The 21,515-nt window shown below is 71.8% G+C and carries 27 protein-coding genes and 1 pseudogene; 18 read left to right on the forward strand and 10 right to left on the reverse strand.

The genetic code is table 11. The features are described from left to right. From ybaK to GL263_RS04705, 3 genes are all read right to left on the reverse strand, one after another. The coding region (gene ybaK, locus GL263_RS04695) for a Cys-tRNA(Pro) deacylase (RefSeq protein WP_182854283.1) at nucleotides 1–442 on the reverse strand (442 nt) is incomplete at its 3' end. Between the two features lie 19 nt (nucleotides 443–461). After that, nucleotides 462–1,202, reverse strand: a complete 741-nt coding sequence (locus tag GL263_RS04700) for an LON peptidase substrate-binding domain-containing protein (protein WP_182854284.1) — start codon at nucleotides 1,200–1,202, stop codon at nucleotides 462–464. 101 nt (nucleotides 1,203–1,303) lie between these two features. After that, nucleotides 1,304–2,959 (reverse strand): oxidoreductase, encoded by a 1,656-nt coding sequence (locus GL263_RS04705; protein ID WP_182854285.1) that lies wholly within the window; start codon nucleotides 2,957–2,959, stop codon nucleotides 1,304–1,306. Between the two features lie 135 nt (nucleotides 2,960–3,094). Here GL263_RS04705 and hisD point away from each other — a divergent pair, with 135 nt between their 5' ends. The 8 genes from hisD to hisF are packed head-to-tail and all read left to right on the forward strand — an operon-like array spanning nucleotide 3,095 to nucleotide 8,939. Further along, on the forward strand, nucleotides 3,095–4,477 hold the full coding sequence (gene hisD / locus GL263_RS04710; RefSeq protein ID WP_438947915.1) for a histidinol dehydrogenase: 1,383 nt from the start codon (nucleotides 3,095–3,097) through the stop codon (nucleotides 4,475–4,477). Then, nucleotides 4,474–5,628: a histidinol-phosphate transaminase gene (locus tag GL263_RS04715; protein WP_182854286.1), complete on the forward strand. Its 1,155-nt coding sequence runs from the start codon at nucleotides 4,474–4,476 to the stop codon at nucleotides 5,626–5,628. The genes hisD and GL263_RS04715 overlap by 4 nt, the downstream gene beginning before the upstream one ends. Beyond that, entirely contained in the window at nucleotides 5,625–6,218 is a 594-nt protein-coding gene (gene hisB, locus GL263_RS04720) for an imidazoleglycerol-phosphate dehydratase HisB (RefSeq protein ID WP_182854287.1), read from the forward strand. Before GL263_RS04715 ends, hisB begins: the two co-directional genes overlap by 4 nt. After that, nucleotides 6,215–6,370 carry a CG2302 family histidine operon protein gene (locus tag GL263_RS04725; protein WP_153506862.1) on the forward strand — a complete coding sequence of 52 codons (156 nt, stop codon included), beginning with the start codon at nucleotides 6,215–6,217 and terminating at the stop codon, nucleotides 6,368–6,370. Before hisB ends, GL263_RS04725 begins: the two co-directional genes overlap by 4 nt. 16 nt (nucleotides 6,371–6,386) lie before the next feature. Then, nucleotides 6,387–7,046: an imidazole glycerol phosphate synthase subunit HisH gene (gene hisH, locus GL263_RS04730; RefSeq protein ID WP_182854288.1), complete on the forward strand. Its 660-nt coding sequence runs from the start codon at nucleotides 6,387–6,389 to the stop codon at nucleotides 7,044–7,046. Beyond that, entirely contained in the window at nucleotides 7,046–7,783 is a 738-nt protein-coding gene (gene priA / locus GL263_RS04735) for a bifunctional 1-(5-phosphoribosyl)-5-((5-phosphoribosylamino)methylideneamino)imidazole-4-carboxamide isomerase/phosphoribosylanthranilate isomerase PriA (protein WP_182854289.1), read from the forward strand. The genes hisH and priA overlap by 1 nt, the downstream gene beginning before the upstream one ends. Continuing rightward, the gene (locus GL263_RS04740) at nucleotides 7,780–8,172 is read left to right on the forward strand and encodes a RidA family protein (RefSeq protein ID WP_182854290.1); all 393 of its coding nucleotides are present in this window, start codon (nucleotides 7,780–7,782) and stop codon (nucleotides 8,170–8,172) included. The genes priA and GL263_RS04740 overlap by 4 nt, the downstream gene beginning before the upstream one ends. Beyond that, entirely contained in the window at nucleotides 8,169–8,939 is a 771-nt protein-coding gene (gene hisF / locus GL263_RS04745; protein WP_182854291.1) for an imidazole glycerol phosphate synthase subunit HisF, read from the forward strand. Before GL263_RS04740 ends, hisF begins: the two co-directional genes overlap by 4 nt. Nucleotides 8,940–8,996: 57 nt before the next feature. Here the strand turns inward: hisF and GL263_RS04750 are convergent, their stop codons facing one another. After that, complete coding sequence (locus tag GL263_RS04750) at nucleotides 8,997–9,482, reverse strand: OsmC family protein (protein ID WP_194377133.1); 486 nt, start codon at nucleotides 9,480–9,482, stop codon at nucleotides 8,997–8,999. Next, entirely contained in the window at nucleotides 9,482–10,114 is a 633-nt protein-coding gene (locus GL263_RS04755) for a TIGR03085 family metal-binding protein (protein ID WP_182854292.1), read from the reverse strand. The genes GL263_RS04750 and GL263_RS04755 overlap by 1 nt, the downstream gene beginning before the upstream one ends. Before the next feature lie 118 nt (nucleotides 10,115–10,232). On the opposite strand from GL263_RS04755, the gene hisI reads away from it, so the two are divergent. The 9 genes from hisI (at nucleotide 10,233) to trpA (ending at nucleotide 17,160) form a co-directional block, all read left to right on the forward strand. Beyond that, nucleotides 10,233–10,679, forward strand: a complete 447-nt coding sequence (gene hisI / locus GL263_RS04760) for a phosphoribosyl-AMP cyclohydrolase (RefSeq protein WP_182854293.1) — start codon at nucleotides 10,233–10,235, stop codon at nucleotides 10,677–10,679. Further along, nucleotides 10,676–12,205: an anthranilate synthase component I gene (locus GL263_RS04765; protein ID WP_182854294.1), complete on the forward strand. Its 1,530-nt coding sequence runs from the start codon at nucleotides 10,676–10,678 to the stop codon at nucleotides 12,203–12,205. Before hisI ends, GL263_RS04765 begins: the two co-directional genes overlap by 4 nt. Next, nucleotides 12,202–12,864 (forward strand): TIGR02234 family membrane protein, encoded by a 663-nt coding sequence (locus GL263_RS04770; protein ID WP_182854295.1) that lies wholly within the window; start codon nucleotides 12,202–12,204, stop codon nucleotides 12,862–12,864. The genes GL263_RS04765 and GL263_RS04770 overlap by 4 nt, the downstream gene beginning before the upstream one ends. 65 nt (nucleotides 12,865–12,929) lie before the next feature. Next, entirely contained in the window at nucleotides 12,930–13,193 is a 264-nt protein-coding gene (locus GL263_RS04775; protein ID WP_182854296.1) for an HGxxPAAW family protein, read from the forward strand. Nucleotides 13,194–13,353: 160 nt separating this feature from the next. Further along, a complete protein-coding gene (locus GL263_RS04780; RefSeq protein WP_182854297.1) occupies nucleotides 13,354–13,752 on the forward strand; it encodes a DUF2752 domain-containing protein in 399 nt (132 codons plus the stop codon). A gap of 192 nt (nucleotides 13,753–13,944) precedes the next feature. Then, nucleotides 13,945–14,751, forward strand: coding sequence for an indole-3-glycerol phosphate synthase TrpC (gene trpC / locus GL263_RS04785; protein WP_182854298.1), 807 nt, complete (start codon nucleotides 13,945–13,947; stop codon nucleotides 14,749–14,751). A gap of 10 nt (nucleotides 14,752–14,761) precedes the next feature. Then, nucleotides 14,762–14,935 carry a tryptophan biosynthesis modulator TrpM gene (gene trpM, locus GL263_RS04790; protein ID WP_181354715.1) on the forward strand — a complete coding sequence of 58 codons (174 nt, stop codon included), beginning with the start codon at nucleotides 14,762–14,764 and terminating at the stop codon, nucleotides 14,933–14,935. 156 nt (nucleotides 14,936–15,091) lie between these two features. Then, nucleotides 15,092–16,327, forward strand: coding sequence for a tryptophan synthase subunit beta (gene trpB, locus GL263_RS04795; protein WP_182854299.1), 1,236 nt, complete (start codon nucleotides 15,092–15,094; stop codon nucleotides 16,325–16,327). Next, nucleotides 16,327–17,160: a tryptophan synthase subunit alpha gene (gene trpA, locus GL263_RS04800; RefSeq protein ID WP_182854300.1), complete on the forward strand. Its 834-nt coding sequence runs from the start codon at nucleotides 16,327–16,329 to the stop codon at nucleotides 17,158–17,160. The genes trpB and trpA overlap by 1 nt, the downstream gene beginning before the upstream one ends. Nucleotides 17,161–17,288: 128 nt before the next feature. Here the strand turns inward: trpA and GL263_RS28790 are convergent, their stop codons facing one another. The 3 genes from GL263_RS28790 to GL263_RS04810 all read right to left on the reverse strand — a co-directional run bounded on the left by GL263_RS28790 (nucleotide 17,289) and on the right by GL263_RS04810 (nucleotide 19,620). Further along, complete coding sequence (locus GL263_RS28790) at nucleotides 17,289–17,693, reverse strand: NUDIX domain-containing protein (RefSeq protein WP_267132747.1); 405 nt, start codon at nucleotides 17,691–17,693, stop codon at nucleotides 17,289–17,291. A gap of 44 nt (nucleotides 17,694–17,737) precedes the next feature. Then, on the reverse strand, nucleotides 17,738–17,872 hold the full coding sequence (locus GL263_RS28795; RefSeq protein ID WP_267132748.1) for a hypothetical protein: 135 nt from the start codon (nucleotides 17,870–17,872) through the stop codon (nucleotides 17,738–17,740). 680 nt (nucleotides 17,873–18,552) lie between these two features. Next, complete coding sequence (locus tag GL263_RS04810) at nucleotides 18,553–19,620, reverse strand: hypothetical protein (protein ID WP_182854302.1); 1,068 nt, start codon at nucleotides 19,618–19,620, stop codon at nucleotides 18,553–18,555. Nucleotides 19,621–19,926: 306 nt separating this feature from the next. Between GL263_RS04810 and GL263_RS04815 the strand changes: the two genes are divergently transcribed. Next, the gene (locus GL263_RS04815; RefSeq protein ID WP_182854305.1) at nucleotides 19,927–20,085 is read left to right on the forward strand and encodes a hypothetical protein; all 159 of its coding nucleotides are present in this window, start codon (nucleotides 19,927–19,929) and stop codon (nucleotides 20,083–20,085) included. Here GL263_RS04815 and GL263_RS04820 read toward each other — a convergent pair. Next, nucleotides 20,077–20,836, reverse strand: a pseudogene (locus tag GL263_RS04820) (transposase family protein). The gene GL263_RS04815 and the pseudogene GL263_RS04820 sit on opposite strands and share 9 nt — an antisense overlap. 90 nt (nucleotides 20,837–20,926) lie before the next feature. Further along, nucleotides 20,927–21,208, reverse strand: coding sequence for a terminase gpP N-terminus-related DNA-binding protein (locus GL263_RS04825; protein WP_228456102.1), 282 nt, complete (start codon nucleotides 21,206–21,208; stop codon nucleotides 20,927–20,929). Nucleotides 21,209–21,515: the final 307 nt, after the last annotated feature.

Consider the following 21,515-nt stretch of genomic DNA (forward strand, 5'->3'; position numbering starts at 1 on the left):
TCTCCAGGCCGCGTCGTCCGGCCGAGACGCACACCGTCTCGAACGCCGCCGCCGAGGCGTCGACGACCGTGGGCAGCCGCTTGCGCTGCCCGAGAGGTGAGATGCCGCCGCGCACGTAGCCGGTGGTCCGCTCGGCCGCGGCCGGGTCGGCCATGACGGCCCGCTTGCCGCCGACGGCGGCGGCGAGCGCCTTGAGGTCGAGCGTGCCGGCCACCGGTACGACGGCGACCGTGAGCGCGCCGTCCACCTCGGCCACCAGCGTCTTGAAGACCCGCTCGGGTTCGACGCCCATCAGCTCGGCGGCCTCCTGGCCGTAGGAGGCGGCGGCCGGATCGTGCTCGTAGGAGTGCACGGTGAACTCCGCGCCGGCGCGGGTCAGGGCCACGGTGGCGGGTGTGCCCGTCGAGCCCTGCGCCGCGCGCTGCTTCTTGGTCTTCGCCACGGGGGGAGGCCTCCTCGGCTCAGTTGGGGCAGGTGGGCCGGCGGGTGAGGTCGACGGCCGGCAGCGAGGGGAGCTTGCCGAGGACGGCCGTCTCGCGCCGCAGCAGGCGCAGCTCGTCGGCGAGTCGGGCGGCGGTGTCCGGCCTCTCCAGCAGCGCCTGCTTGGTGACGGTGTCCAGGACGGCCGCCGCCGCCACCAGGTAGGAGACCACCGACGGTTCGTCGGGCAGCTCCTGGCTGCCCGACAGGGTGCGTTCGTGGGCCCCGGCGAGACGTTTCTGGTAGGCGCGGAAGGCGCGCAGCACGCCCTCGGCGAGCGCGCCCGCGCCTTCGCCCTCCTCCTCCGGCAGGTCCTCGGCCTCGGCGACGAGGAACTCGCCGCTCGTGTCGACGGACCGCAGCCGGAAGCGGGCGGTGCCGGTCGCCAGGAGGTCGAAGCCGGAGCCGTCCTCCCGCTCGCGGATGGTGGAGGCGTCGGCGACGCAGCCGACCGGGTAGAACGACGCGAGCGGGTCGCCGCCGAAGCCCTGCGCGGGGCCGGCCGGGGGCGTCGCCTCGCCGGGCAGGCCGACGGCGGTGGGCGCCACCTCGTGGCCGTCCCGGATGGCGACCACGCCGAACAGGCGGGGCTCGTCCTCGGGGATCTCCAGCAGCGACCGCGTGAGCGCCCGGTAGCGCGGCTCGAACACGTTGAGCGGCATCACGAGACCGGGGAACAGCACGGTGTTCAGCGGGAACAGCGGGAGGCGCGTCGTGGTCACAAACGGTCAGCCTATCGGCCGCGGGCCCGCCCGGGCAGCGCCCCCGGCGCGCCGGGCGCGGGACGGGCGCCCGCGGGGTCCCTCCCACGCCGGGCGCGCGGTCACTGGCGGCGCAGGAGCCGGGTGGCGCCGGCGGCGACCGTGGTGGCCAGCACCCAGCCGGCCAGCACCAGCCCGGTGGCCATCCACTGGTGGAAGCCCTCCGGGCGCCAGGCGGTGTCGTGCCCGAGGTCGATCAGCGGCAGCAGCAGGTCCAGCGCGTACACGCCGGCGTCCCAGTGCGGGCTCTCCTCGTCGTTGCGCGGCTCGGGCGCGTTGCTGCGGAAGAACAGCGCGCCGGACGCCCACAGCAGCAGCATCCACAGCAGCGCCCGGACGGGCTGGTAGCCGTAGGCGACGGTCCAGTCCTGGAGGTAGCCCCACAGCTTCCCGGCGAGCGGAAGCGTCTCGCGGCGGCGGCGCTGCTTGGCGAGCAGAACCGTTCGTGCCTCGTTGTCCTCGCCGCCGTTGCGCAGCACGGTCGCCAGCTGCTCGTACGGTTCCGCCGAGTACTCGGGGGTGGCGGTGGCCACCCAGCGCAGCCGCTCCGCCAGCGGGAACGAGCCGATCGGGATGAGGTGTTCGTAGCTGAAACCGGCCATCCACAGGCCCTCGTGCCGCGGCCAGCTGTCGGCGCGGTCCACCAGGTTGCCGACGGTCGCGCCGGCCAGCACGACGCGCCCCTCGGTCACCCGCTCCGGCGTGAAGCACAGCTCGGGTGTCTGGACGCGGCGCAGCGACAGCTCCTGCCCGCGTTCCAGTTCCAGCCGCGCGCCCTCCAGCACCAGCGAGTCCCCGAACCGGCCGTCGTCGAGCTTCATCCCGCCGTCGCACAGGAACGGCTGGACCGGCGGCCCCGACGGGTCCGGTGACGGATGGGGCCGGAGCTGCGGGCGGGCGCCGTCCCGGCCGGTGAGCGGGTAGCGGGTGCCGGTGGGCGGAGTGCTGCTCAGCAGGTGCCGGGCGCCGGCGTTGCCGAACGACGCGAAGTGCGCGAACCGCGCCACCTCCAGCTGCGGGGCGTGCAGCGCGTACGGGCCGCGGCGGTTGCGCAGCTCGCTGCCGTACATGAACAGCGAGCCGCCGATCCGCGCGCCGCGCAGCGACACCTCGCCGCCCGCCAGCAGCAGGCTCGCCTGGAGGTCCTGGCCGACGGTCATGCCGTCGGCGGCGATCGCCCGCCCGCGCCGCCCGCCGCCCACGGTGACCTCGTTGAGCATCAGGTCGGTGCCGATCACCGCGTCGGTCAGCCGGATGCCGCCGGGGATCGAGCAGCGCGGCAGGTGCAGGTCGCCGTCGGTGGTGAGCCGGGCGGCCTCCAGGCGCGGCAGTCGGCAGCCCAGCAGCCGGCCGGTGGAGAGCCGGCACTCGGACAGCAGCACCTCCTCGTCGAAGCGGCAGTGCCGCAGCTCGAAGTAGGGCTGGACCGTCCCGCCGGAGAGGTCGAGCCGGCCGGTGATCAGCGCGCCCGACAGGTGCAGCGCCGCCACCCGGCCGAGCAGCGGCGGCGGGCCGTGCAGCAGCAGCGTGGAGATGACCCGGGCCCGTACCGTGCGGCGCGGGCCCCAGACCCGGTCGCCGCCGGGGTCGTCCTCGGCCAGGTCACCGGTGCGCAGGTCGTGCCTGGTGCCGTTCCTGAACGCCTGCCACAGTCCCCATTCGGCGGTGGTCAACCGCAGACCGGCAGGCGGGTCGCCGTCCTCGAGCGGCTCGCTCACGTCTCGCCCCCACTCCACACTCCCGTGCTCCCCCGCGTACACGCGCGTCCCACTGAGTGACCTGATCAACACTATCGGTCAGGGGTGCCGGTCCGACACCCGTATCACGCACTGATACGGCGCACGTACCCGCGCGTGACGTCTGAGACACTGGGTGACGTGCTGCGAGCAATCACCCTGGACCGAATCGACCTGCGTGGGACCGACACCAGCGGCGGCATCGACCGCGACCTGCTGCCCCGCGCCGAACTCGACGTGGAAGCCGCCCTGGAGAAGGTGCGGCCGATCTGCGAGGACGTCCACCATCGCGGCACGGCGGCGCTCCTGGACTACGCGAGACGCTTCGACGGCGTGGAGCTGGAGCGCGTCCGGGTCCCGGTCGAGGCGCTGAAGAAGGCGCTGGCCGAGCTGGCGCCGGACGTCCGGGCGGCGCTGGAGGAGTCCATCCGCCGCGCCCGCATCGTCCACCGCGAGCAGCGGCGCACCGACACCACCGTGGCGGTCGTTCCCGGCGGCACGGTCACCGAGCGCTGGGTGCCCGTCGAGCGGGTGGGCCTGTACGTACCCGGAGGCAACGCGGTCTACCCGTCCTCCGTGGTGATGAACGTGGTGCCCGCGCAGGAGGCCGGCGTGGGCTCGCTGGCCGTCACCAGCCCGCCGCAGGCCGCCTTCGGGGGGCTGCCGCACCCGACGATCCTCGCCGCCTGCGCGCTGCTGGACGTCGACGAGGTGTACGCGGCCGGTGGGGCGCAGGCCGTCGCGATGTTCGCCTACGGCACCGACGAGTGCCGCCCGGTCAACCTCGTCACCGGCCCCGGCAACATCTGGGTCGCCGCTGCCAAGCGCCTGCTCAAGGGCCGGATCGGCATCGACGCCGAGGCCGGGCCCACCGAGATCGCCATCCTCGCCGACGACACCGCCGACCCGGCGCACGTCGCCGCCGACCTGATCAGCCAGGCCGAGCACGACGTGCTCGCCGCCGCGGTGCTCGTCACGCCCTCCACCACGCTCGCCGACGCGGTCGACGCCGAGCTGACCCGCCAGGTCGCCGCGACCAAGCACCGGGAGCGCATCACCGAGGCGCTGGCCGGCCGGCAGTCCGGCACGGTCCTCGTCGACGACCTGGAGCAGGGCCTGGCCGTCGTCGACGCGTACGCCGCCGAGCACCTGGAGATCCAGACCGCCGACGCCGCCCGGGTCGCCGCCCGGGTCCGCAACGCGGGCGCGGTTTTTGTCGGCCCCTGGGCGCCGGTCTCGCTCGGGGACTACTGCGCCGGCTCCAACCACGTCCTGCCCACCGGTGGCTGCGCCTGCCACTCCTCGGGCCTGTCGGTGCAGTCCTTCCTGCGCGGCATCCACGTCGTCGACTACTCGCGGGACGCGCTCGCCGACGTCACCCACCACGTGGTCACGCTCGCCGAGGCCGAGGACCTGCCGGCGCACGGCGCCGCCCTCAAGGCCCGCTTCGACGGCGGCCTCCCCGAAACGGCCGACACCGAGAAGGGCGGCCGGCCGTGACCCGCATCGACGACCTGCCCATCCGTGACGAGCTGCGCGGCAAGTCCCCTTACGGCGCGCCGCAGTTGGACGTGCCCGTCCGGCTCAACACCAACGAGAACCCGTACCCGCTGCCCGAGGCGCTGGTCGAGCGGATCGCCGAGCGCGTCGCGCACGCGGCGCGCGGCCTCAACCGCTACCCCGACCGGGACGCCCTCGAACTGCGCACGGCCCTCGCCGAGTACCTGACGCGAAGCACCGGCCACCGCACGGAGACCGCCGGAGTGTGGGCCGCCAACGGCTCCAACGAGATCCTCCAGCAGCTCCTCCAGGCGTTCGGCGGGCCGGGCCGGCTGGCGCTCGGCTTCGAGCCGTCCTACTCGATGCACGCGCTCATCGCCCGGGGCACCGGCACCGACTGGCTCGCCGGCCCGCGCGGCGCGGACTTCACCATCGACGTCGACGCCGCCCGCGCCCTGATCGCCGAGCGCGCGCCCGACGTGGTGTTCGTCTGCTCGCCCAACAACCCGACCGGCACGGCGGTCGCCGCCGAGACCGTCCTCGCGCTGCACGACGCCGCGCAGCAGGCCGCCCTCGACCGGGGGCGCCGCGGCGCGCTGGTGGTGATCGACGAGGCGTACGGCGAGTTCAGCCACCGGCCCTCGCTGCTGCCGCTGATCGAGGGCCGGCCGAACCTGGTGCTGTCCCGGACGATGTCCAAGGCGTTCGGCGCCGCCGGGCTGCGGCTGGGCTACCTGGCCGCCGACCCGGCCGTCGTGGACGCCGTGCAGCTCGTCCGGCTGCCCTACCACCTGTCGTCGGTCACCCAGGCCACCGCGCTCGCCGCGCTGGAGCACACCGACACCCTGCTCGGCTACGTCGAGCAGCTGAAGTCCGAACGGGACCGGATCGTCGCCGAGCTGCGCGCGATCGGCTGCGAGGTCACCGACTCGGACGCCAACTTCGTCCAGTTCGGCCGCTTCGACCCCGAGGCGCCCGACAGCACCCTGCCGCTGACCGCGCACGCCGTCTGGCAGGCACTGCTGGAGCACGGGGTACTCGTCCGGGACAACGGCGTGCCCGGCCGGCTGCGGGTCACCGCGGGAACACCGGCGGAGAACGACGCGTTTCTCGACGCGGTACGAGCAGTAATGAAGGAGAACGAGCGATGACCCGCGTAGGCCGGGTGGAACGCACCACCAAGGAAACCTCCGTCGTCGTCGAGATCAACCTCGACGGCACCGGCAAAGTCGACGTGGCCACCGGAGTCGGCTTCTTCGACCACATGCTCGACCAGCTCGGTCGGCACGGTCTGTTCGACCTGACCGCCAAGACCGACGGCGACCTGCACATCGACAGCCACCACACCATCGAGGACACCTCCCTCGCGCTCGGCGCGGCCTTCCGGCAGGCCCTCGGCGACAAGCGCGGCATCGTGCGCTTCGCCAACGCCTCCGTGCCGCTGGACGAGTCGCTGGCGCAGGTCACGGTGGACCTCTCGGGCCGCCCGTACCTGGTGCACAGCGAGCCGGAGAACATGGCCCCGATGATCGGGCCCGACTACGACACCACGATGACCCGGCACATCCTGGAGTCCTTCGTGGCCCAGGCGCAGATCGCCCTGCACGTGCACGTGCCCTACGGGCGCAACGCGCACCACATCGTGGAGTGCCAGTTCAAGGCGCTCGCCCGCGCCCTGCGCTACGCGAGCGAGATCGACCCGAGGCAGACGGGCATCCCGTCCACCAAGGGCGCTCTGTGAACACGGTCTCCACACTGCTGATCTTTGTCGGTCTGTTCCTGCTGGGCGGGGTCATCTCCTTCTGGAAGCAGGGCATGCCCAAGGGCGTGATCGTGCTGCTGGGCATCTGCTCCGCCATGGCGCTGACCGCCGGCATCCTCCGACTCGAGTGAGGGCGAAGCCACACCGATGAGCCCCAAGAGCTCCAAGAGCACAGCCAAGAAGGTCGTCGTCTTCGACTACGGCTTCGGCAACGTACGTTCCGCCGAGCGGGCGCTGGCCCGGGTCGGCGCCGACGTGGAGATCACCGGCGACTACGACCGGGCGATGGCCGCCGACGGCCTGCTGGTGCCCGGCGTGGGCGCGTTCGCCGCCTGCATGCGCGGCCTGACCGCCGCCCGCGGCGACTGGGTCGTCGGCCGGCGGCTGGCCGGCGGCCGCCCGGTGATGGGCATCTGCGTCGGCATGCAGGTGCTGTTCTCCCGCGGCATCGAGCACGGCGTGCAGGCCGAGGGCCTGGACGAGTGGCCCGGCACGGTCGGCCCGCTCAAGGCCGACGTCGTGCCCCACATGGGCTGGAACACCGTCGAGGCGCCCGCCGACTCCCGGCTCTTCGCCGGACTCGACGCCGACACCCGCTACTACTTCGTCCACTCCTACGCCGTGCGTGACTGGGAGCTGGAGACGCACAGCAAAACGATGCGCGCCCCCAAGGTCACCTGGGCGACGCACGGTGAGCGCTTTGTCGCCGCCGTCGAGAACGGCCCGCTGTGGGCGACCCAGTTCCACCCCGAGAAGTCCGGCGACGCCGGCGCACAGCTGCTGACCAACTGGATCGAGAGCCTCTGATGACCGAAGTGACGCCCGCGCTCGAACTCCTGCCCGCCGTCGACGTGCGGGACGGCCAGGCGGTACGCCTGGTCCACGGCGAGTCCGGCTCCGAGACCTCCTACGGCGACCCGCTCCAGGCGGCGCTGGCCTGGCAGCGCGCCGGCGCCGAGTGGCTGCACCTGGTCGACCTCGACGCCGCCTTCGGCACCGGCGACAACCGCAAGCACATCGCCGAGGTCACCCGGGCCATGGACATCAAGGTCGAGCTCTCCGGCGGCATCCGCGACGACGAGACACTGGCCGCCGCGCTCGCCACCGGCTGCACCCGCGTCAACCTCGGCACCGCCGCCCTGGAGACCCCCGAGTGGGTCGCCAAGGTCATCGCCGAACACGGCGACAAGATCGCCGTCGGCCTCGACGTGCGCGGCACCACCCTGCGCGGCCGCGGCTGGACGCGGGACGGCGGCGACCTCTACGAGACGCTGGAGCGGCTGAACGCCGAGGGCTGCGCCCGCTACGTCGTCACCGACATCAACAAGGACGGCACCCTCCAGGGCCCCAACCTGGACCTGCTGCGCAACGTCTGCGCCGCCACCGACCGGCCCGTCGTCGCCTCCGGCGGCGTCTCCTCGCTGGACGACCTGCGCGCCATCTCCTCCCTGGTACCGCTGGGAGTGGAGGGCGCCATCGTCGGGAAGGCCCTCTACGCCAAGGCGTTCACCCTGGAAGAGGCGTTGGAGGCGGTTTCCGGATGACGGTCGAGCGCGTGCAGTCGGGCAGCCCCTGGGAGGACACGATCGGCTTCGCGCGCGCGGTCGCCGTCGGGGACCGGGTCCTCGTCGGCGGCTGCATGGCCGTCGTCGACGGCGTCCTGCACGGCGAGGGCGACCCCTACGAGCAGACCAGGACGGCCGTCTCGGTCGCCCTGTCCGCGCTGGAGAGGTTCGGTCTCACCGCCGAGTCCGTCGTCCGCACCCGGCTGTACCTGACACACGCGCGGGACGTCGACGCGGTGGCCCGCGCCCACAAGGAGGTCTTCGACGCCGTACGACCCGTGTGCACACTCGCGGTCGTCTCCGGTTTCGTGGACTCCCGGGTGCTGGTGGAGATCGAAGTGGAAGCATTCCGAGGAGAGAGTCCGTGAGCCTGGCCGTACGAGTCATCCCCTGCCTGGACGTGGACGCCGGACGAGTCGTCAAGGGCGTCAACTTCCAGAACCTCAGGGACGCCGGCGACCCGGTGGAGATGGCCAAGGTGTACGACGCCGAGGGCGCCGACGAACTCACCTTCCTGGACATCACCGCCTCTTCCGGCGACCGGGAGACCACCTACGACGTGGTCCGCCGCACCGCCGAGCAGGTCTTCATCCCGCTCACCGTCGGCGGCGGCGTGCGCAGCGCCGACGACGTCGACCGGCTGCTGCGGGCCGGCGCCGACAAGGTCGGCGTGAACACCGCCGCCATCAGCCGCCCCGAGCTGATCCGGGAGATCGCCGAACGCTTCGGCCGCCAGGTGCTTGTCCTGTCGGTCGACGCCCGCCGCTGCCCGGAGGGCACCACCACCGCCTCCGGCTACGAGGTCACCACCCACGGCGGCCGCCGCGGCACCGGCATCGACGCCGTCGAGTGGGCGCACCGCGCGGCCGAACTGGGCGCCGGCGAGATCCTGCTCAACTCCATGGACGCCGACGGCACCAAGAACGGCTACGACACGGAGATGATCACCGCCGTGCGCCGCCACGTGCACGTGCCGGTCATCGCCTCCGGCGGCGCCGGCAAGCTCGCCGACTTCGCGCCCGCCGTCGACGCCGGAGCCGACGCGGTGCTCGCCGCCTCCGTCTTCCACTTCGGCGACCTGCGCATCCCCCAGGTCAAACAGGCCCTCGCCGAAGCCGGCCACCCCGTCCGCTGACGCTCCCGGCCCGGCGTCCGACGCCGGGCCGGGCACGCGGCGCCCTGGTCGGTCCGGTCAGGCCCTGACGCGGATGACCGGTTGGTGGTCGATGGGGAAGTCCACCGAGCGGGCGATGAAGCAGAGCGCGGGCACCTCGCCGTGCAGCGTGCGGGCCTTCTCCACCATCGACGCCTCCGCGACCGTCACCTCGGGGCGCAGCGTGACCCCGGTGACGCGGCCGCCACCGCCGCTCTCGTCCATGGCCAGGACACCGTGCGCGCGGTCCTCGTACTCGGTGACCGTGACGCCGTTCACCGCGCACAGGTGCAGGTAGGAGAGCATGTGGCACTGCGCGACGGACGCCACCAGCAGCTGCTCGGGGTTCCAGCGGGTGGGGTCGCCGCGGAACGCCGGGTCGGCCGAGCCCGCGATGCCCTGCCTGCCGTCCGCCAGCACGTCGTGGTCGCGGCTGTAGGACCGGTAGCTCTCGGTGCCCGAGCCGAGGTCGCCGGTCCACTCGACGGTGACGTCGTACTCGTGCCGGTCGCGGATCCCGGCCATCACAGCCCCAGTGGGGCGTTCGCGGCGCGCTCGACGGCGACCTCGTCGCCCTCGGCGCGGACCTGGGCGACCTGCTGGCGGCCTGAGGCGTACAGCACGAGTTCGCCCGGCTCGCCGGTCACCGTCACCACCGGGATGCCCTTGCGCAGCACCGACGTCTGGCCGTTCGTGCGGCGCATCACCAGACCCACCGGGCTCTTGCGCCCGTACAGACGGCCCGCCGACTCCAGCCGGCGCCACAGCGCGTCGGAGAAGACCGGGTCCAGCTCGCGCGGCTTCCAGTCGGGGCGGGCCCGCCGCACGTCCTCGCCGTGCAGGTAGAACTCCACGACGTTCGACGCCTCGTCGACCTGCTTGAGGGAGAACGGCGACAGCCGCTGCGGCCCGGCCCGGAACATCCCCACCAGCTCCGGGTACGGCTTGGCGGCGAACTCCGCCTGCACCCGCTCCAGCCTGGCCTGGAGCGGTTTGATCACGATGCCGCCGGCGGCGTCCAGCCGGCGTTCGCGGACCACCAGGTGGGCGGCCAGTTGGCGGGTGGTCCAGCCGTCGCAGAGGGTCGGGGCGTCGGGCCCCGCCTCCTCCAACAGGTCGGCCAGTGCTCGGCGTTCGCGTGCGGCATGGGTAGACATACCGCCAGCCTACGACCGCACGGCGGCGTTCGGGCGGAGGGAACGCCCGCGCGGTGCGGCGCGCGGAGCACCGGGCGGCGGTTTCCCCCTCGCGGCCGGTCGGCGGCAGAATGTGAGCATGTCCTCAGCGTCCTCTCCGACCCCGAAGGCCCCAGCGGGCCCGGGGTCCCCCGCGGCCTCCGTGCCCGACAGCCCGCTCGACCCGGCCATCGCGGCCCGGCTCAAGCGCAACGCCGACGGGCTGCTGCCCGCCATCGCCCAGCAGCACGACACCGGGGAGGTGCTGATGCTCGGCTGGATGGACGACGAGGCGCTGCACCGCACACTGACCACCGGGCGCTGCACCTACTGGAGCCGCAGCCGCGGCGAGTACTGGGTCAAGGGCGACACCTCCGGCCACGTGCAGCACGTCAAGTCCGTGGCGCTGGACTGCGACGGGGACACCCTGCTCGTCCGGGTCGACCAGGTGGGCGCCGCCTGCCACACCGGCGACCGCACCTGCTTCGACGCCGACCGGCTGCCGCTCGCCGAGCAGCCGCGAACCGAGGAGGCCACCCGGCCGTGACCACTCCCGACCTGGAGACGTTCCGCGTCCTCGCCAAGGACCAGCGGGTCATCCCCGTGACCCGCCGGCTGCTCGCCGACGGTGACACCCCCATCGCCCTCTACCGCAAACTGGCCGCCGAACGCCCTGGAACCTTCCTGCTGGAGTCCGCGGAGAACGGCCGGACCTGGTCCCGCTACTCGTTCGTCGGTGTGCGCAGCGCGGCCGCGCTGACCGTCCGGGACGGGCAGGCCCACTGGCAGGGCACCCCGCCGGTCGGCGTGCCCACCGACGGGGACCCGCTGGCCGCCCTGCGTGCCACCGTCGAGACGCTGCACACCCCGCGCGACCACCGGCTGCCGCCCTTCACCGGCGGCATGGTCGGCTACCTCGGCTACGACGTCGTCCGCCGGCTGGAGCGCGTCGGCGACAGCACCACCGACGACCTGGCGCTGCCCGAGCTGACCATGCTGCTCGCCTCCGACCTCGCGGTGCTCGACCACCGCGACGGCACGGTGCTGCTCATCGCCAACGCGATCAACCACAACGACCTGACCACCGGCGTCGACGAGGCGTACGCGGACGCCGTCGTCCGGCTCGACGCGATGACCAACGACCTGGCCCGGCCGCTGGCCGCCACCGCCGCCGTACTCCCGCCGTCCGAGCTGCCGGAATACCGGGAGCTGTGGGGCGGCGAGGCCTTCCGGGACGCGGTCGAGGATGTCAAGGAGCGGATCAGGGCCGGCGAGGCCTTCCAGGTGGTGCCCTCCCAGCGGTTCGAGGCGGACTGCGCGGCCAGCGCGCTGGACGTCTACCGGGTGCTGCGGGCCACCAACCCCAGCCCGTACATGTACCTCTTCCGGTTCGCCGGCCCGGACGCGTCGGCGCCCTACGAGGGCGGCTTCGACGTCGTCGGCTCCAGCCCCGAGGCGCTGGTGAAGGTCGCCGACGGCCAGGCCATGCTGCACCCCATCGCGGGCACCCGGCCGCGCGGCGCCACCCCGAAGGAGGACGTCGAACTCGGCGAGGAACTGCTCGCCGACCCCAAGGAGCGCGCCGAGCACCTGATGCTCGTCGACCTCGGCCGCAACGACCTGGGCCGGGTGTGCGAGCCGGGCAGTGTGGAGGTCGTCGACTTCATGACGATCGAGCGGTACAGCCACGTCATGCACATCGTCTCGACCGTCACCGGGCGGCTCGCGCCCGGCCGTACCGCCTTCGACGCGCTCACCGCCTGCTTCCCGGCCGGCACGCTCTCCGGCGCGCCCAAGCCCCGGGCCATGCAGATCATCGAGGAGCTGGAGCCGACCCGGCGCGGCCTGTACGGCGGCTGCGTCGGCTATCTGGACTTCGCCGGCGACTCCGACACCGCCATCGCCATCCGCACCGCGCTGCTGCGCGACGGCCGCGCCTACGTGCAGGCCGGGGCGGGGATCGTCGCCGACTCCGACCCGGCGGCCGAGGACACCGAGTGCCGCAACAAGGCGGCGGCGGTGCTGAGGGCGGTGCGGACCGCCGACCGGCTCGGCGGTAGCGTGAAGGGGTGACCGCAAAGCCCCCCACCCCGAGCCCCGGCGCCGCCCGGCGCGCGCTGGGCGTCGCCGTGCTCGGCGGCGCGCTGGGCGCCGCCCTGGTACTGATCGCCGCCGGACAGACGTGGGTGGAAGGCCACGCCGTCCGGGGCGGCGGACGCCTTCCGCTGCACGCGACCGGCAGCGAGGTGACCGGCCTGCCCAGTGCGCTGGCGCTCGTCGCGCTCGCCGCGCTTGTCGCCGTCTTCGCCGTCCGCCGCGCCGCACGCACGGCGGTCGCCGTGCTGCTGGCGCTGTGCGGCCTCGGCGTGGTCGCCTCCTCGGTGGCCGCCACCTTCGACACCGCCACGCTGGACGGGAAGGCGGCCGAGGCCACCGGCCTGGTGGGCGCCACCGCCACGGACGTGACGTTCAGCGCCTGGCCGTACGTGGCGGCCGTCGGCGGTGTGCTCCTGCTGCTGGCGGGGGTGCTCGCCCAGCGGTTCGGCCCGGCCTGGCCCGCGATGGGCGGCCGCTACGAGCGGTCCGGCGGCCGCCGCGTGACGCGCCGACCCGCCGACCCCGAGCGCCCCGACGAACTGTGGCGGGCGCTCGACCGGGGCGAGGACCCCACCGGCGGGCGCCCCGACGACGAGGGTGACGAAGCCGACGGCGGCGACCGCCGACGGCCCTGACACAATGGTGAGCGCACACCGGCCGGCCGGCGGTCGGAGACACGGATACTTCGAGGAGCACTCACATGTCCGCTAGCAGCCACGGTCACACCCCGGCCGCGTGGACCGGCGTCACCATCGCCTTCATCGGGTTCTGCATCGGCAGTGTGTACCTGGTGATGGCCGAGCCGTTCGGCGTCGTCGCCGGCATGGTTGTTGTCGTGCTCGGCGGTGTGGTGGGCATGATCATGCGCTCGATGGGCATGGGCCAGCCCAAGGAGACCGCGGAGCAGCTCGCGGCCCGGGAGGCCGCGGGGGCCCGCGAGACCGCGACGGCCGCCGGGCGCTGAGCCGCCGCGCCGGGCGCCGCGCGCTGAGCCGCGTTGGGCGTTCGGGCGCTGGGCCGCAAGGAGCATTCGGGTAACCCACGGGCGTGGCGCGGACCTTCGAAGGTCCGCGCCACACCCGTGTCGGTTTGGCGCGGGGGCCGCGGACGTCGACGCTGGCCCGGTGACCTCCGCCCGGCTGCCCGCCCTGGCCGCGCTCGCCGCGACCGCCGCCGCCGTCGCCGTCGTGGGCGTCGTCGACCCGAACGAGCCCGGCCGCTACCCGGTCTGCCCGCTGCTGCGGCACACCGGAGTGCTGTGCCCCGGCTGCGGCGGCCTGCGCAGCGTGCACGCCCTGGCGCACGGCGACCTGCCGGCGGCACTGGCCGCGAACGTGCTGGTCGTGCTCGCCCTGCTGGTCGCCGCCGGCTGGTGGCTGCGGTGGTTCGCGCTGGCCGGCCGGCCCCGGCGGCCCACCCGGACGCGGCGGACGCCGCTGCTCCCGCTGTGGTGCGCGCTCGGCCTGGTCACCGTCTTCACCGTCGTGCGCAACCTGCCCTTCGGCGCCGCGTTCGCCCCCTGAACCGTGCCCCGCGCGTCGCGCGGCGCCGGCGTTCCGGCAGCGTGCCGCCCTGTGTGACGGTTGGGACCCGTTCAGCGCAATGTCCGGTATGTGAGACCCGCGCGGGGTGGATGCGAGCCGTCGCGGGTAGGCCGGATACCATCGCAGTACTTGACAGTGACGATCCGTACCCGCCAGAAAGGGGCCGCTCGCGTGAGTGTGCTCGACGAGATCATCGACGGAGTCCGCGCTGACCTCGCCCGTCGGCAGGAGCGCGTCAGCCTCGACGAACTCAAGGAGCGGGTGGCGAAGGCCCCGCAGGCCAAGGACGGCGTCGCCGCCCTCAAGGGCGACAGCGTCCGGGTCATCTGCGAGGTGAAGCGTTCCAGCCCCTCCAAGGGCGCACTGGCCGCCATCGCGGACCCGGCCGCACTGGCCGCCGACTACGAGGCGGGCGGCGCGGCGGTGATCTCCGTCCTCACCGAGGAGCGCCGCTTCGGCGGCTCGCTGGCCGACCTGGAGGCCGTCCGGGCCAGGGTCGACGTCCCGGTGCTGCGCAAGGACTTCATCGTCACCGCCTACCAGCTCTGGGAGGCCCGCGCCTACGGCGCCGACCTCGCGCTGCTGATCGTCGCCGCCCTCGAGCAGGAGGCGCTGGTCTCGCTGATCGAGCGCGCCGAGTCGATCGGCCTCACCCCGCTGGTGGAGGTCCACGACGAGGACGAGGCCGAGCGGGCGGTCGACGCCGGCGCCAAGATCATCGGCGTCAACGCGCGTGACCTGCGCACCCTGGAGATCGACCGCGACAACTTCGCCCGGGTCGCCCCGGAGATCCCCGACGGCATCGTGCGGGTCGCCGAGTCCGGTGTGCGCGGGCCGCACGACCTGATCGCCTACGCCAACGAGGGCGCCGACGCGGTCCTCGTCGGCGAGTCCCTGGTGACCGGCAAGGACCCGCAGGCTGCCGTGGCCGACCTGGTCGCCGCCGGCGCCCACCCCGCCCTGCGCCACGGACGCTGAGAACCGAACGATGACCACCCGTCCCCTCTCCCGCCCGAGCCGCCGCCGTTCCCGGCCCCGGCTCGCGCCGCCGGCCTGGCAGCGCGGCTGCCGCGCGCCCGCGCGGCGGGTGCGGGGACGCCGGGTGCGCTACCACATCGGCGCCGAGCCCGGGCAGATCAAGGGAATGCGATGGCGCGGCTGACGGCCGTCCCGACGCCCTGATCCGCACCGCCGCGCGGCGGTGCGGATCGGGACGGGCGTCGGGTACGGACGGTCGTCTGCCGTGTCCACAGTCGAGCACTTCACCTGTCGGCCCCGCCTTCCCTACCGGCGCGGGTCGGCGAAGGAGCATTCCCGGATGTCCACAGACTTCTTCATCCCCGACAACGAGGGCCAGGTCCCCTCCGCCGCGGGCTACTTCGGCGCCTTCGGCGGGAAGTTCATCCCCGAGGCGCTGGTCGCCGCCGTCGACGAGGTCGCGGCCGAATACGACAAGGCCAAGGCCGACCCGGCGTTCGCCGCCGAACTGGACGACCTGCTCGTCAACTACACCGGCCGGCCGAGCGCCCTCACCGAGGTTCCGAGGTTCGCCCGGCACGCGGGCGGCGCCCGGATCTTCCTCAAACGCGAGGACCTGAACCACACCGGCTCGCACAAGATCAACAACGTGCTCGGGCAGGCCCTGCTCACCAAGCGCATGGGCAAGACCCGGGTCATCGCGGAGACCGGCGCCGGCCAGCACGGCGTCGCCACCGCCACCGCCTGCGCCCTCTTCGGCCTCGAGTGCACGATCTACATGGGCGAGGTCGACACCAAGCGGCAGGCCCTCAACGTGGCCCGGATGCGGATGCTCGGCGCCGAGGTCGTCCCCGTCACCTCCGGCAGCCGCACGCTGAAGGACGCCATCAACGAGGCGTTCCGCGACTGGGTCGCCAACGTCGACCGCACCCACTACCTGTTCGGCACGGTCGCCGGACCGCACCCCTTCCCGGCGATGGTCCGCGACTTCCACCGGGTCATCGGCGTCGAGGCCCGCCGCCAGATCCAGGAGCGCGCCGGCCGGCTGCCCGACGCGGTCGCCGCCTGCGTCGGCGGCGGCTCCAACGCCATCGGCCTCTTCCACGCCTTCATCCCCGACACCGACGTCCGCCTCGTCGGCCTGGAGGCCGCCGGCCACGGCGTCGACTCCGGCGAGCACGCCGCCACCCTCACCGCCGGCGAGCCCGGCATCCTGCACGGCTCCCGCTCCTACGTCCTCCAGGACGACGAGGGCCAGATCACCGAGCCCTACTCCATCTCCGCCGGTCTGGACTACCCGGGCATCGGCCCCGAGCACTCCTACCTCAAGGACCTCGGCCGCGCCGAGTACCGTCCGGTCACCGACGAGCAGGCGATGCTCGCGCTGCGGCTGCTGTCCGAGACCGAGGGCATCATCCCCGCCATCGAGAGCGCCCACGCCCTGGCCGGCGCCCTCGACCTCGGCCGCGAACTCGGCTCCGAGGGCCTGATCCTGGTCAACCTCTCCGGGCGTGGCGACAAGGACATGGACACCGCCGCCCGCTACTTCGGACTCTACGACGAGGAGGCCAAGTGATGGCCGAGACCAGCGAACTCACCGGCCGCCGCGACCTCCTCGCCGCCACCCTCGCGGCGGCACGGGCGGAGAACCGGGCCGCCCTCGTCGGCTACCTGCCCGCCGGCTTCCCCACCGTCGACGGCGGCATCGCCGCCTGCACCGCGCTGCTGGAAAGCGGCTGCGACATCGTCGAGGTCGGCCTCCCGCACAGCGACCCCGTGCTGGACGGCCCGGTCATCCAGACCGCCGACGACATCGCCCTGCGCGGCGGCGTCCGCATCGGCGACGTGCTCCGCACGGTCCGCGAGGCCCACGTCGCGACCGGCGCCCCGGTGCTGGTCATGACGTACTGGAACCCGATCGACCGCTACGGCGTGGAGCGCTTCGCCGCCGACCTCGCCGCCTCCGGCGGCGCCGGCTGCATCCTCCCCGACCTCCCCGTCGAGGAGGCCGACCTGTGGAGGAAGGCCGCCGAGGAGCACGGGCTGGCGACGGTCTTTGTGGTCGCTCCCAGCAGCCGCGACGAACGCCTGGCGAAGATCACCGCCGCCGGCAGCGGCTTCGTCTACGCCGCCTCCCTGATGGGCGTCACCGGCACCCGCGAGTCCGTCGGCCGCGAGGCCGCCGACCTGGTGGCGCGGACCAAGGCCACCACCGACCTGCCGGTCTGCGTCGGCCTCGGCGTCTCCAACGCCGAACAGGCGGCGGAAGTCGCCCAGTTCGCGGACGGCGTCATCGTCGGCTCAGCCTTCGTCAAGCGCCTCCTCGACCACCCCGCCGACCTCCCGGCCGGCCTCGCCGCCGTCCGAGAACTAGCGGCGGACCTCGCCGCAGGCGTCCGCCGCCGCTGACCGCCGGTTCCCTGGGGGCCCAGCCCCCAGACCCCCGGTCCTCAAACGCCGGACGGGCTGGACATAGCCCGTCCGGCGTTGATTTGGGCGAACGCGGACGCGACTTCCTCGCGGCCGGTGCCCGACCTTCACCGATGCCCGGAGAAGCGGCGGACCACCGGCTCCAGATAGTCCGCGTGCGGACCGGCCAGCCCGGCCAGTTCTTCCGGTGAGCGCACCAGAGCGATGTCGTCGAGTTCCGGTTCGCGACCCTCGGCACGCTCGGTCGCGGCAGCGGCGGCAAACGCGACGTGCAGCGTTTCCTCGGGAAGCGCCGGAGCCAGGTAGGTCAGGCCGATGCTGCGGTTCTTCCCACGGGTGACGACCCACAGCGTCAGGTCGCCGGCTGCCACCCCGATCCCCAACTCCTCGGCCAGCTCCCGCGCGGCCTGCCCGGCCAGCGCCGACTCGTCCAGCGCCGCCCCGTCCAGAGGCGGTTCCACCGAGCCCCCGGGCAGCTGCCAGCAGCCCGGCGTTGCTGTGGAAGACGACATCCTCACCACCAACACGCGGCCGTCTTCGGCTGGCTGAAGCACGTTCACAGCGGCAACGAGCCTTCCGTGTGGACCAGGTACGCGCTGCGGGTACGGCCGTGCGCCTCGTAGCCGAGTTCGATGCCAGGTGTGGTGACTTCCAGCATGGACCGCAGCTCCCACGCGTTCGCCACGTCCACGACCGGGTACCTCCCCGCGCTGCGGTCGTCCCCTTCCTCGTTTCGCGTGCGAGGGCGAACAGGTCAGCGAGGGCAGGCGGGTAGCCGTCGCCGGAGCGGGTGAGCAGGAACCCGGCCATGTCGCGTTCAATCTCCCCGATCACCTCCCCGGCCTGGTTCTTCCACCCGGTGACGATGAGGGACGTCCGCGCGAGCGTCGTCACGATGCGTCCGCCGGGCACCAGGGCACCGACGACGGCGCGTAGCGCGGGGCCAGGCGGGAGGGCGACGGTTGAGACGATGCGGCCGGACGTTCCAGGCACATGTTTGGTGGCGTCCGCTGTGACGAACTCCGGGTGGTAGCCCAGGGCCGCGAGTCGTTCCCCTGCCGCGTTGGCCACGTTGACGCTGGACGAGATGTGCCGGGCAGTGAGGCACGGCCAACCGCGCCAACCCGGTCAACGTTGATGCGCGTGACGCCTATGGCTTCCAATTCGGCGCGTGCTTCCGCGACGCGCTGCCCCGGCAGGACGTTGACAATTTCGGCCTGAGCAGATAAATCCCGGGCAACGGCCTCGCGGATGTGGCGCCGCGTGCAAAGTAGCTGCCCGGATTGATAGCCCAAGCCCGGCGAACTACCTGCCAACTGTGTTGGTGGGCGATGGCCTGTCAATTCTGGGGATCGCAGAGTTGGCGCGACGTCACCCTTCCATTTCCCGGGCGTACTTAAGGCTGCCCTCAGCCTCGTACGCGATGTGGGCACTGCCTTGCTTGTCATAGGCAAGAGAGGGCCATGTTCCAGTATCAGCGACGGTCTGAACGCCCCACGCGTCTTCCCCTGATTCGTGATGTCGCGTGGCGATCCTTATTCCATTGTCAGGATAGGCGACACAGAATTTGCTCTGGAGGTTCACTGCGGCAGAGGGAATGGGGCGCGACGAAAGCGCTGCGGCGACTACTTCTTTACGCCCGGGATCCCCGAAGATGGAACTGGGGCTCCAGACGATGAGATCGCCACTCCCCTTATCCCAGTAGGCAATAAAAGGAGTGAAGGTCGTACCTTTGGGGATAGACGAAAAGTGGCCAACAAGGGTGGGGTCATCGTCAACAATTCTTGAGTCCCAGCCATCCGCCAGGGTTACCGCCATCTTGAGCCGTTGCGGATTCAGGCTCATCCCTTGGTCACGGAAATCAAAGTAGGCGATCCTGAGCGCTTCGCTGATGTCAAATGCCATTGAGGCGAACAAGCCGGTTTCACGAATTGGATCCTCATCCAGTATCTCTACGCTCCAGTTGTCGCCAACCTTGGTTGCATAACCGAGAGAACGCGCCGAAAACATCTCCTGAAAGGCAAACTGAGGAGTGTCGCGCATCTCTGTATCGAGCTTCCCCGGGTGAAGTGTCATTGAAATATGCGATACAGGCCGAGGGGAAAGCCCGCCGTGAGTGGGGACTTCTTGAGACGTCCATGAGCCCTGGCGCTCGAAGGCCCAGCGCAGATTACCTGAATCGCCATCCCGGCAGGCGATGTGCGGATTCCCCTTCGAGTCTATCGCCAACGGGATTCTGCTTTCGTCAGCTATCGCGACGACGTGCGTGTCTTCGCGAATCCATCCGGCGTCAGTTCTTCTGGCGACTTGGACGTTTCTTACCGGCTGGTCGGCGATGTATGCAATCCAGGGATTGTCGTCCCGGTCCAAGGTGAGGCAAACGTTGCCCACAACCGCGCCTGTGTTGTCAACCGTTTCGGTCACGAACTGAGCAGACATAATGTGTTCTCCTCACCTGCGGGAACGCTTGAACGCTGCCGTCAACTCATGAGGATGTCCATGCCACTAGCTTCCGCCGCCCCGGCTCCAGGCGCATCTCGGAGAGCGTCCCCTGGGGAGCGAGCGGGGAGTGGATCAAGAAAGCTGTGCGGATCACCACCCACCGAAACCAACTCGTACCAATGCCCTGAACTGCTCTGATGTGAGCGAGGGGGCGGATGGTGATCAGAGGGGTGGTCGGCTCGTCTTGAGTCGCTCGTGGATGAGTGCCGGCCGCTGCTGGGCACTGATGGTGGGATGACTGCGGTGCAGCTGCTGAGCAAGCACCGGGTCGAGGTGCTCGATGCGGTGATGATCAAGCGTGAACTTCTGGGGGCAGGCCCCGGGGCTCTCGGTGAGGCGGAGACCATCGTGCTGACGAGTCCGGGGCGAGGCTGTGAACTCAGTGAACGCTTCTCATCCTGAGTGCCAGGCGAGCTCGATGGCGTGAACGGCGGCGAGGTGCGGCTGATGCGGCTCGGGCTGCAGCGGGCCTTGCGGAAGATCTGCCACTGCTTGAGGCGGCGAAGGCTCTCTCGCGGAGTGCGCGAAGGCGGGCGTGCTCGCGGTTGTACTCGGCGTATGCCTGCGGGAGATCGCGTCCGTAGTACGGCGTGCGCACGGTGGCGTCGGCGCCGCGGTAGGCACGGTCGGCCAACACGAGGATCTGCCGGGACAGACACGCTTGGATCACCCCGTGGGCACGGGCGGCCGTCAGGTCGTGGGTACGGCCCGGTAGTGCCCGCGAGAACCACAGCGGGGTCCCGTCCGGACGGGCCAGGACCTGCGCGTTCATGCCGTGATGGCGGTGCTTCCTCGAGTAGTACGGCTCATCGGCGGCGACCCGGTCGATGCGCAGCAGCGTGCCGTCGAGGATGAGGAACTCGTTCACGTTATGTTCGGCGAGCGCGTCCAGGAGGCTTGGCGCGGAGTCGGCCAGGACATCGACGGTCTCGGTCACGTACCGGCCGGCTGTCGCCGTGGAGACCCCGAAGCCCGCTGCCACCTGGGCAAGTGTCTCGTTCTTCCGCACGTGGACCAGCGCGAGGAGAGCCTGGCGGAAGCAGCCCAGGCGGCGCCAGCGCGAGCGGCGCTCACACCTTCGGGCGTAGATCAGCCACGAGACCTGCTCAATCACCTCGTGCGGGACATCGAGCATGGCACGATACGAAACCAACAGAGCTCCTGTGTCGGCGTGTTGGCGAGTGAGATCACCAACGCAACGACTAGGAGTTCTGTCTCGTCACGCCCTGATACAGCCACCCGCTCAGGCACAAGGATGAGAAGCGTTCAGTGCGCACGAGCAGTTCGCGGATGAACTGGAGCGAGGTCTGCCTTGATGCGGATTGTCGGCCAGACGTTGACGGCAGTAGTCCAGGAACGGGACAACCGCATCCGGCGCCTGACGGCGCTGACCGGCTTCCACCTCGCCGTTCAGATACGTGCTGATCGTCTTGCGGTCACGCCCCAGATGGCGGGCGATCGCCGAGATTTTCCAGCCCTGACGACGCAGAGCATGAGCGTCCACGTCTTCCTCCCGCGTGAGCATCCGGGCCTCCGAACAGGCCGACCGTCAAGCGCGCGCAGGCTCTCCATTGACACGCCGACACCAGTTCGACGCGTCGGATAGATCACTCAATGATGGGGAGATCAACTGAGCAGGGTTGGGGACACCACCGAGCACCGGTGAGGAAATTCAGAGAGCCTCATCAACAGTGGCCCGTGTGGAGTCGAACCACCAGCCGCGCTCCGCCAGAGCAAGCTCCTCCAAGGCTGGCGTTTGTTTGCGGCGCCGCGTGTGGGCCCATGGGCCTCACCCCTGCCGCGGGGGCATGGTCACGCGGGGTCTTCCGGGC

This window comes from Streptomyces durbertensis, from assembly GCF_014156695.1.
Classification (GTDB): Bacteria; Actinomycetota; Actinomycetes; order Streptomycetales; family Streptomycetaceae; genus Streptomyces; species Streptomyces durbertensis.

Excerpts from the sequence above, each read along its gene's own strand:
- hisB (WP_182854287.1), top strand. The coding sequence starts at position 5,625 with ATGACCCGCGTAGGCCGGGTGGAACGCACCACCAAGGAAACCTCCGTC.
- hisH (WP_182854288.1), top strand. The coding sequence starts at position 6,387 with ATGAGCCCCAAGAGCTCCAAGAGCACAGCCAAGAAGGTCGTCGTCTTC.
- priA (WP_182854289.1), top strand. The coding sequence starts at position 7,046 with ATGACCGAAGTGACGCCCGCGCTCGAACTCCTGCCCGCCGTCGACGTG.
- GL263_RS04740 (WP_182854290.1), top strand. The coding sequence starts at position 7,780 with ATGACGGTCGAGCGCGTGCAGTCGGGCAGCCCCTGGGAGGACACGATC.
- GL263_RS04750 (WP_194377133.1), bottom strand. The coding sequence starts at position 9,482 with ATGGCCGGGATCCGCGACCGGCACGAGTACGACGTCACCGTCGAGTGG.
- GL263_RS04755 (WP_182854292.1), bottom strand. The coding sequence starts at position 10,114 with ATGTCTACCCATGCCGCACGCGAACGCCGAGCACTGGCCGACCTGTTG.
- hisI (WP_182854293.1), top strand. The coding sequence starts at position 10,233 with ATGTCCTCAGCGTCCTCTCCGACCCCGAAGGCCCCAGCGGGCCCGGGG.
- GL263_RS04775 (WP_182854296.1), top strand. The coding sequence starts at position 12,930 with ATGTCCGCTAGCAGCCACGGTCACACCCCGGCCGCGTGGACCGGCGTC.
- trpM (WP_181354715.1), top strand. The coding sequence starts at position 14,762 with ATGACCACCCGTCCCCTCTCCCGCCCGAGCCGCCGCCGTTCCCGGCCC.
- trpB (WP_182854299.1), top strand. The coding sequence starts at position 15,092 with ATGTCCACAGACTTCTTCATCCCCGACAACGAGGGCCAGGTCCCCTCC.
- trpA (WP_182854300.1), top strand. The coding sequence starts at position 16,327 with ATGGCCGAGACCAGCGAACTCACCGGCCGCCGCGACCTCCTCGCCGCC.
- GL263_RS28790 (WP_267132747.1), bottom strand. The coding sequence starts at position 17,693 with ATGTCGTCTTCCACAGCAACGCCGGGCTGCTGGCAGCTGCCCGGGGGC.
- GL263_RS04810 (WP_182854302.1), bottom strand. The coding sequence starts at position 19,620 with ATGTCTGCTCAGTTCGTGACCGAAACGGTTGACAACACAGGCGCGGTT.
- GL263_RS04825 (WP_228456102.1), bottom strand. The coding sequence starts at position 21,208 with ATGCTCACGCGGGAGGAAGACGTGGACGCTCATGCTCTGCGTCGTCAG.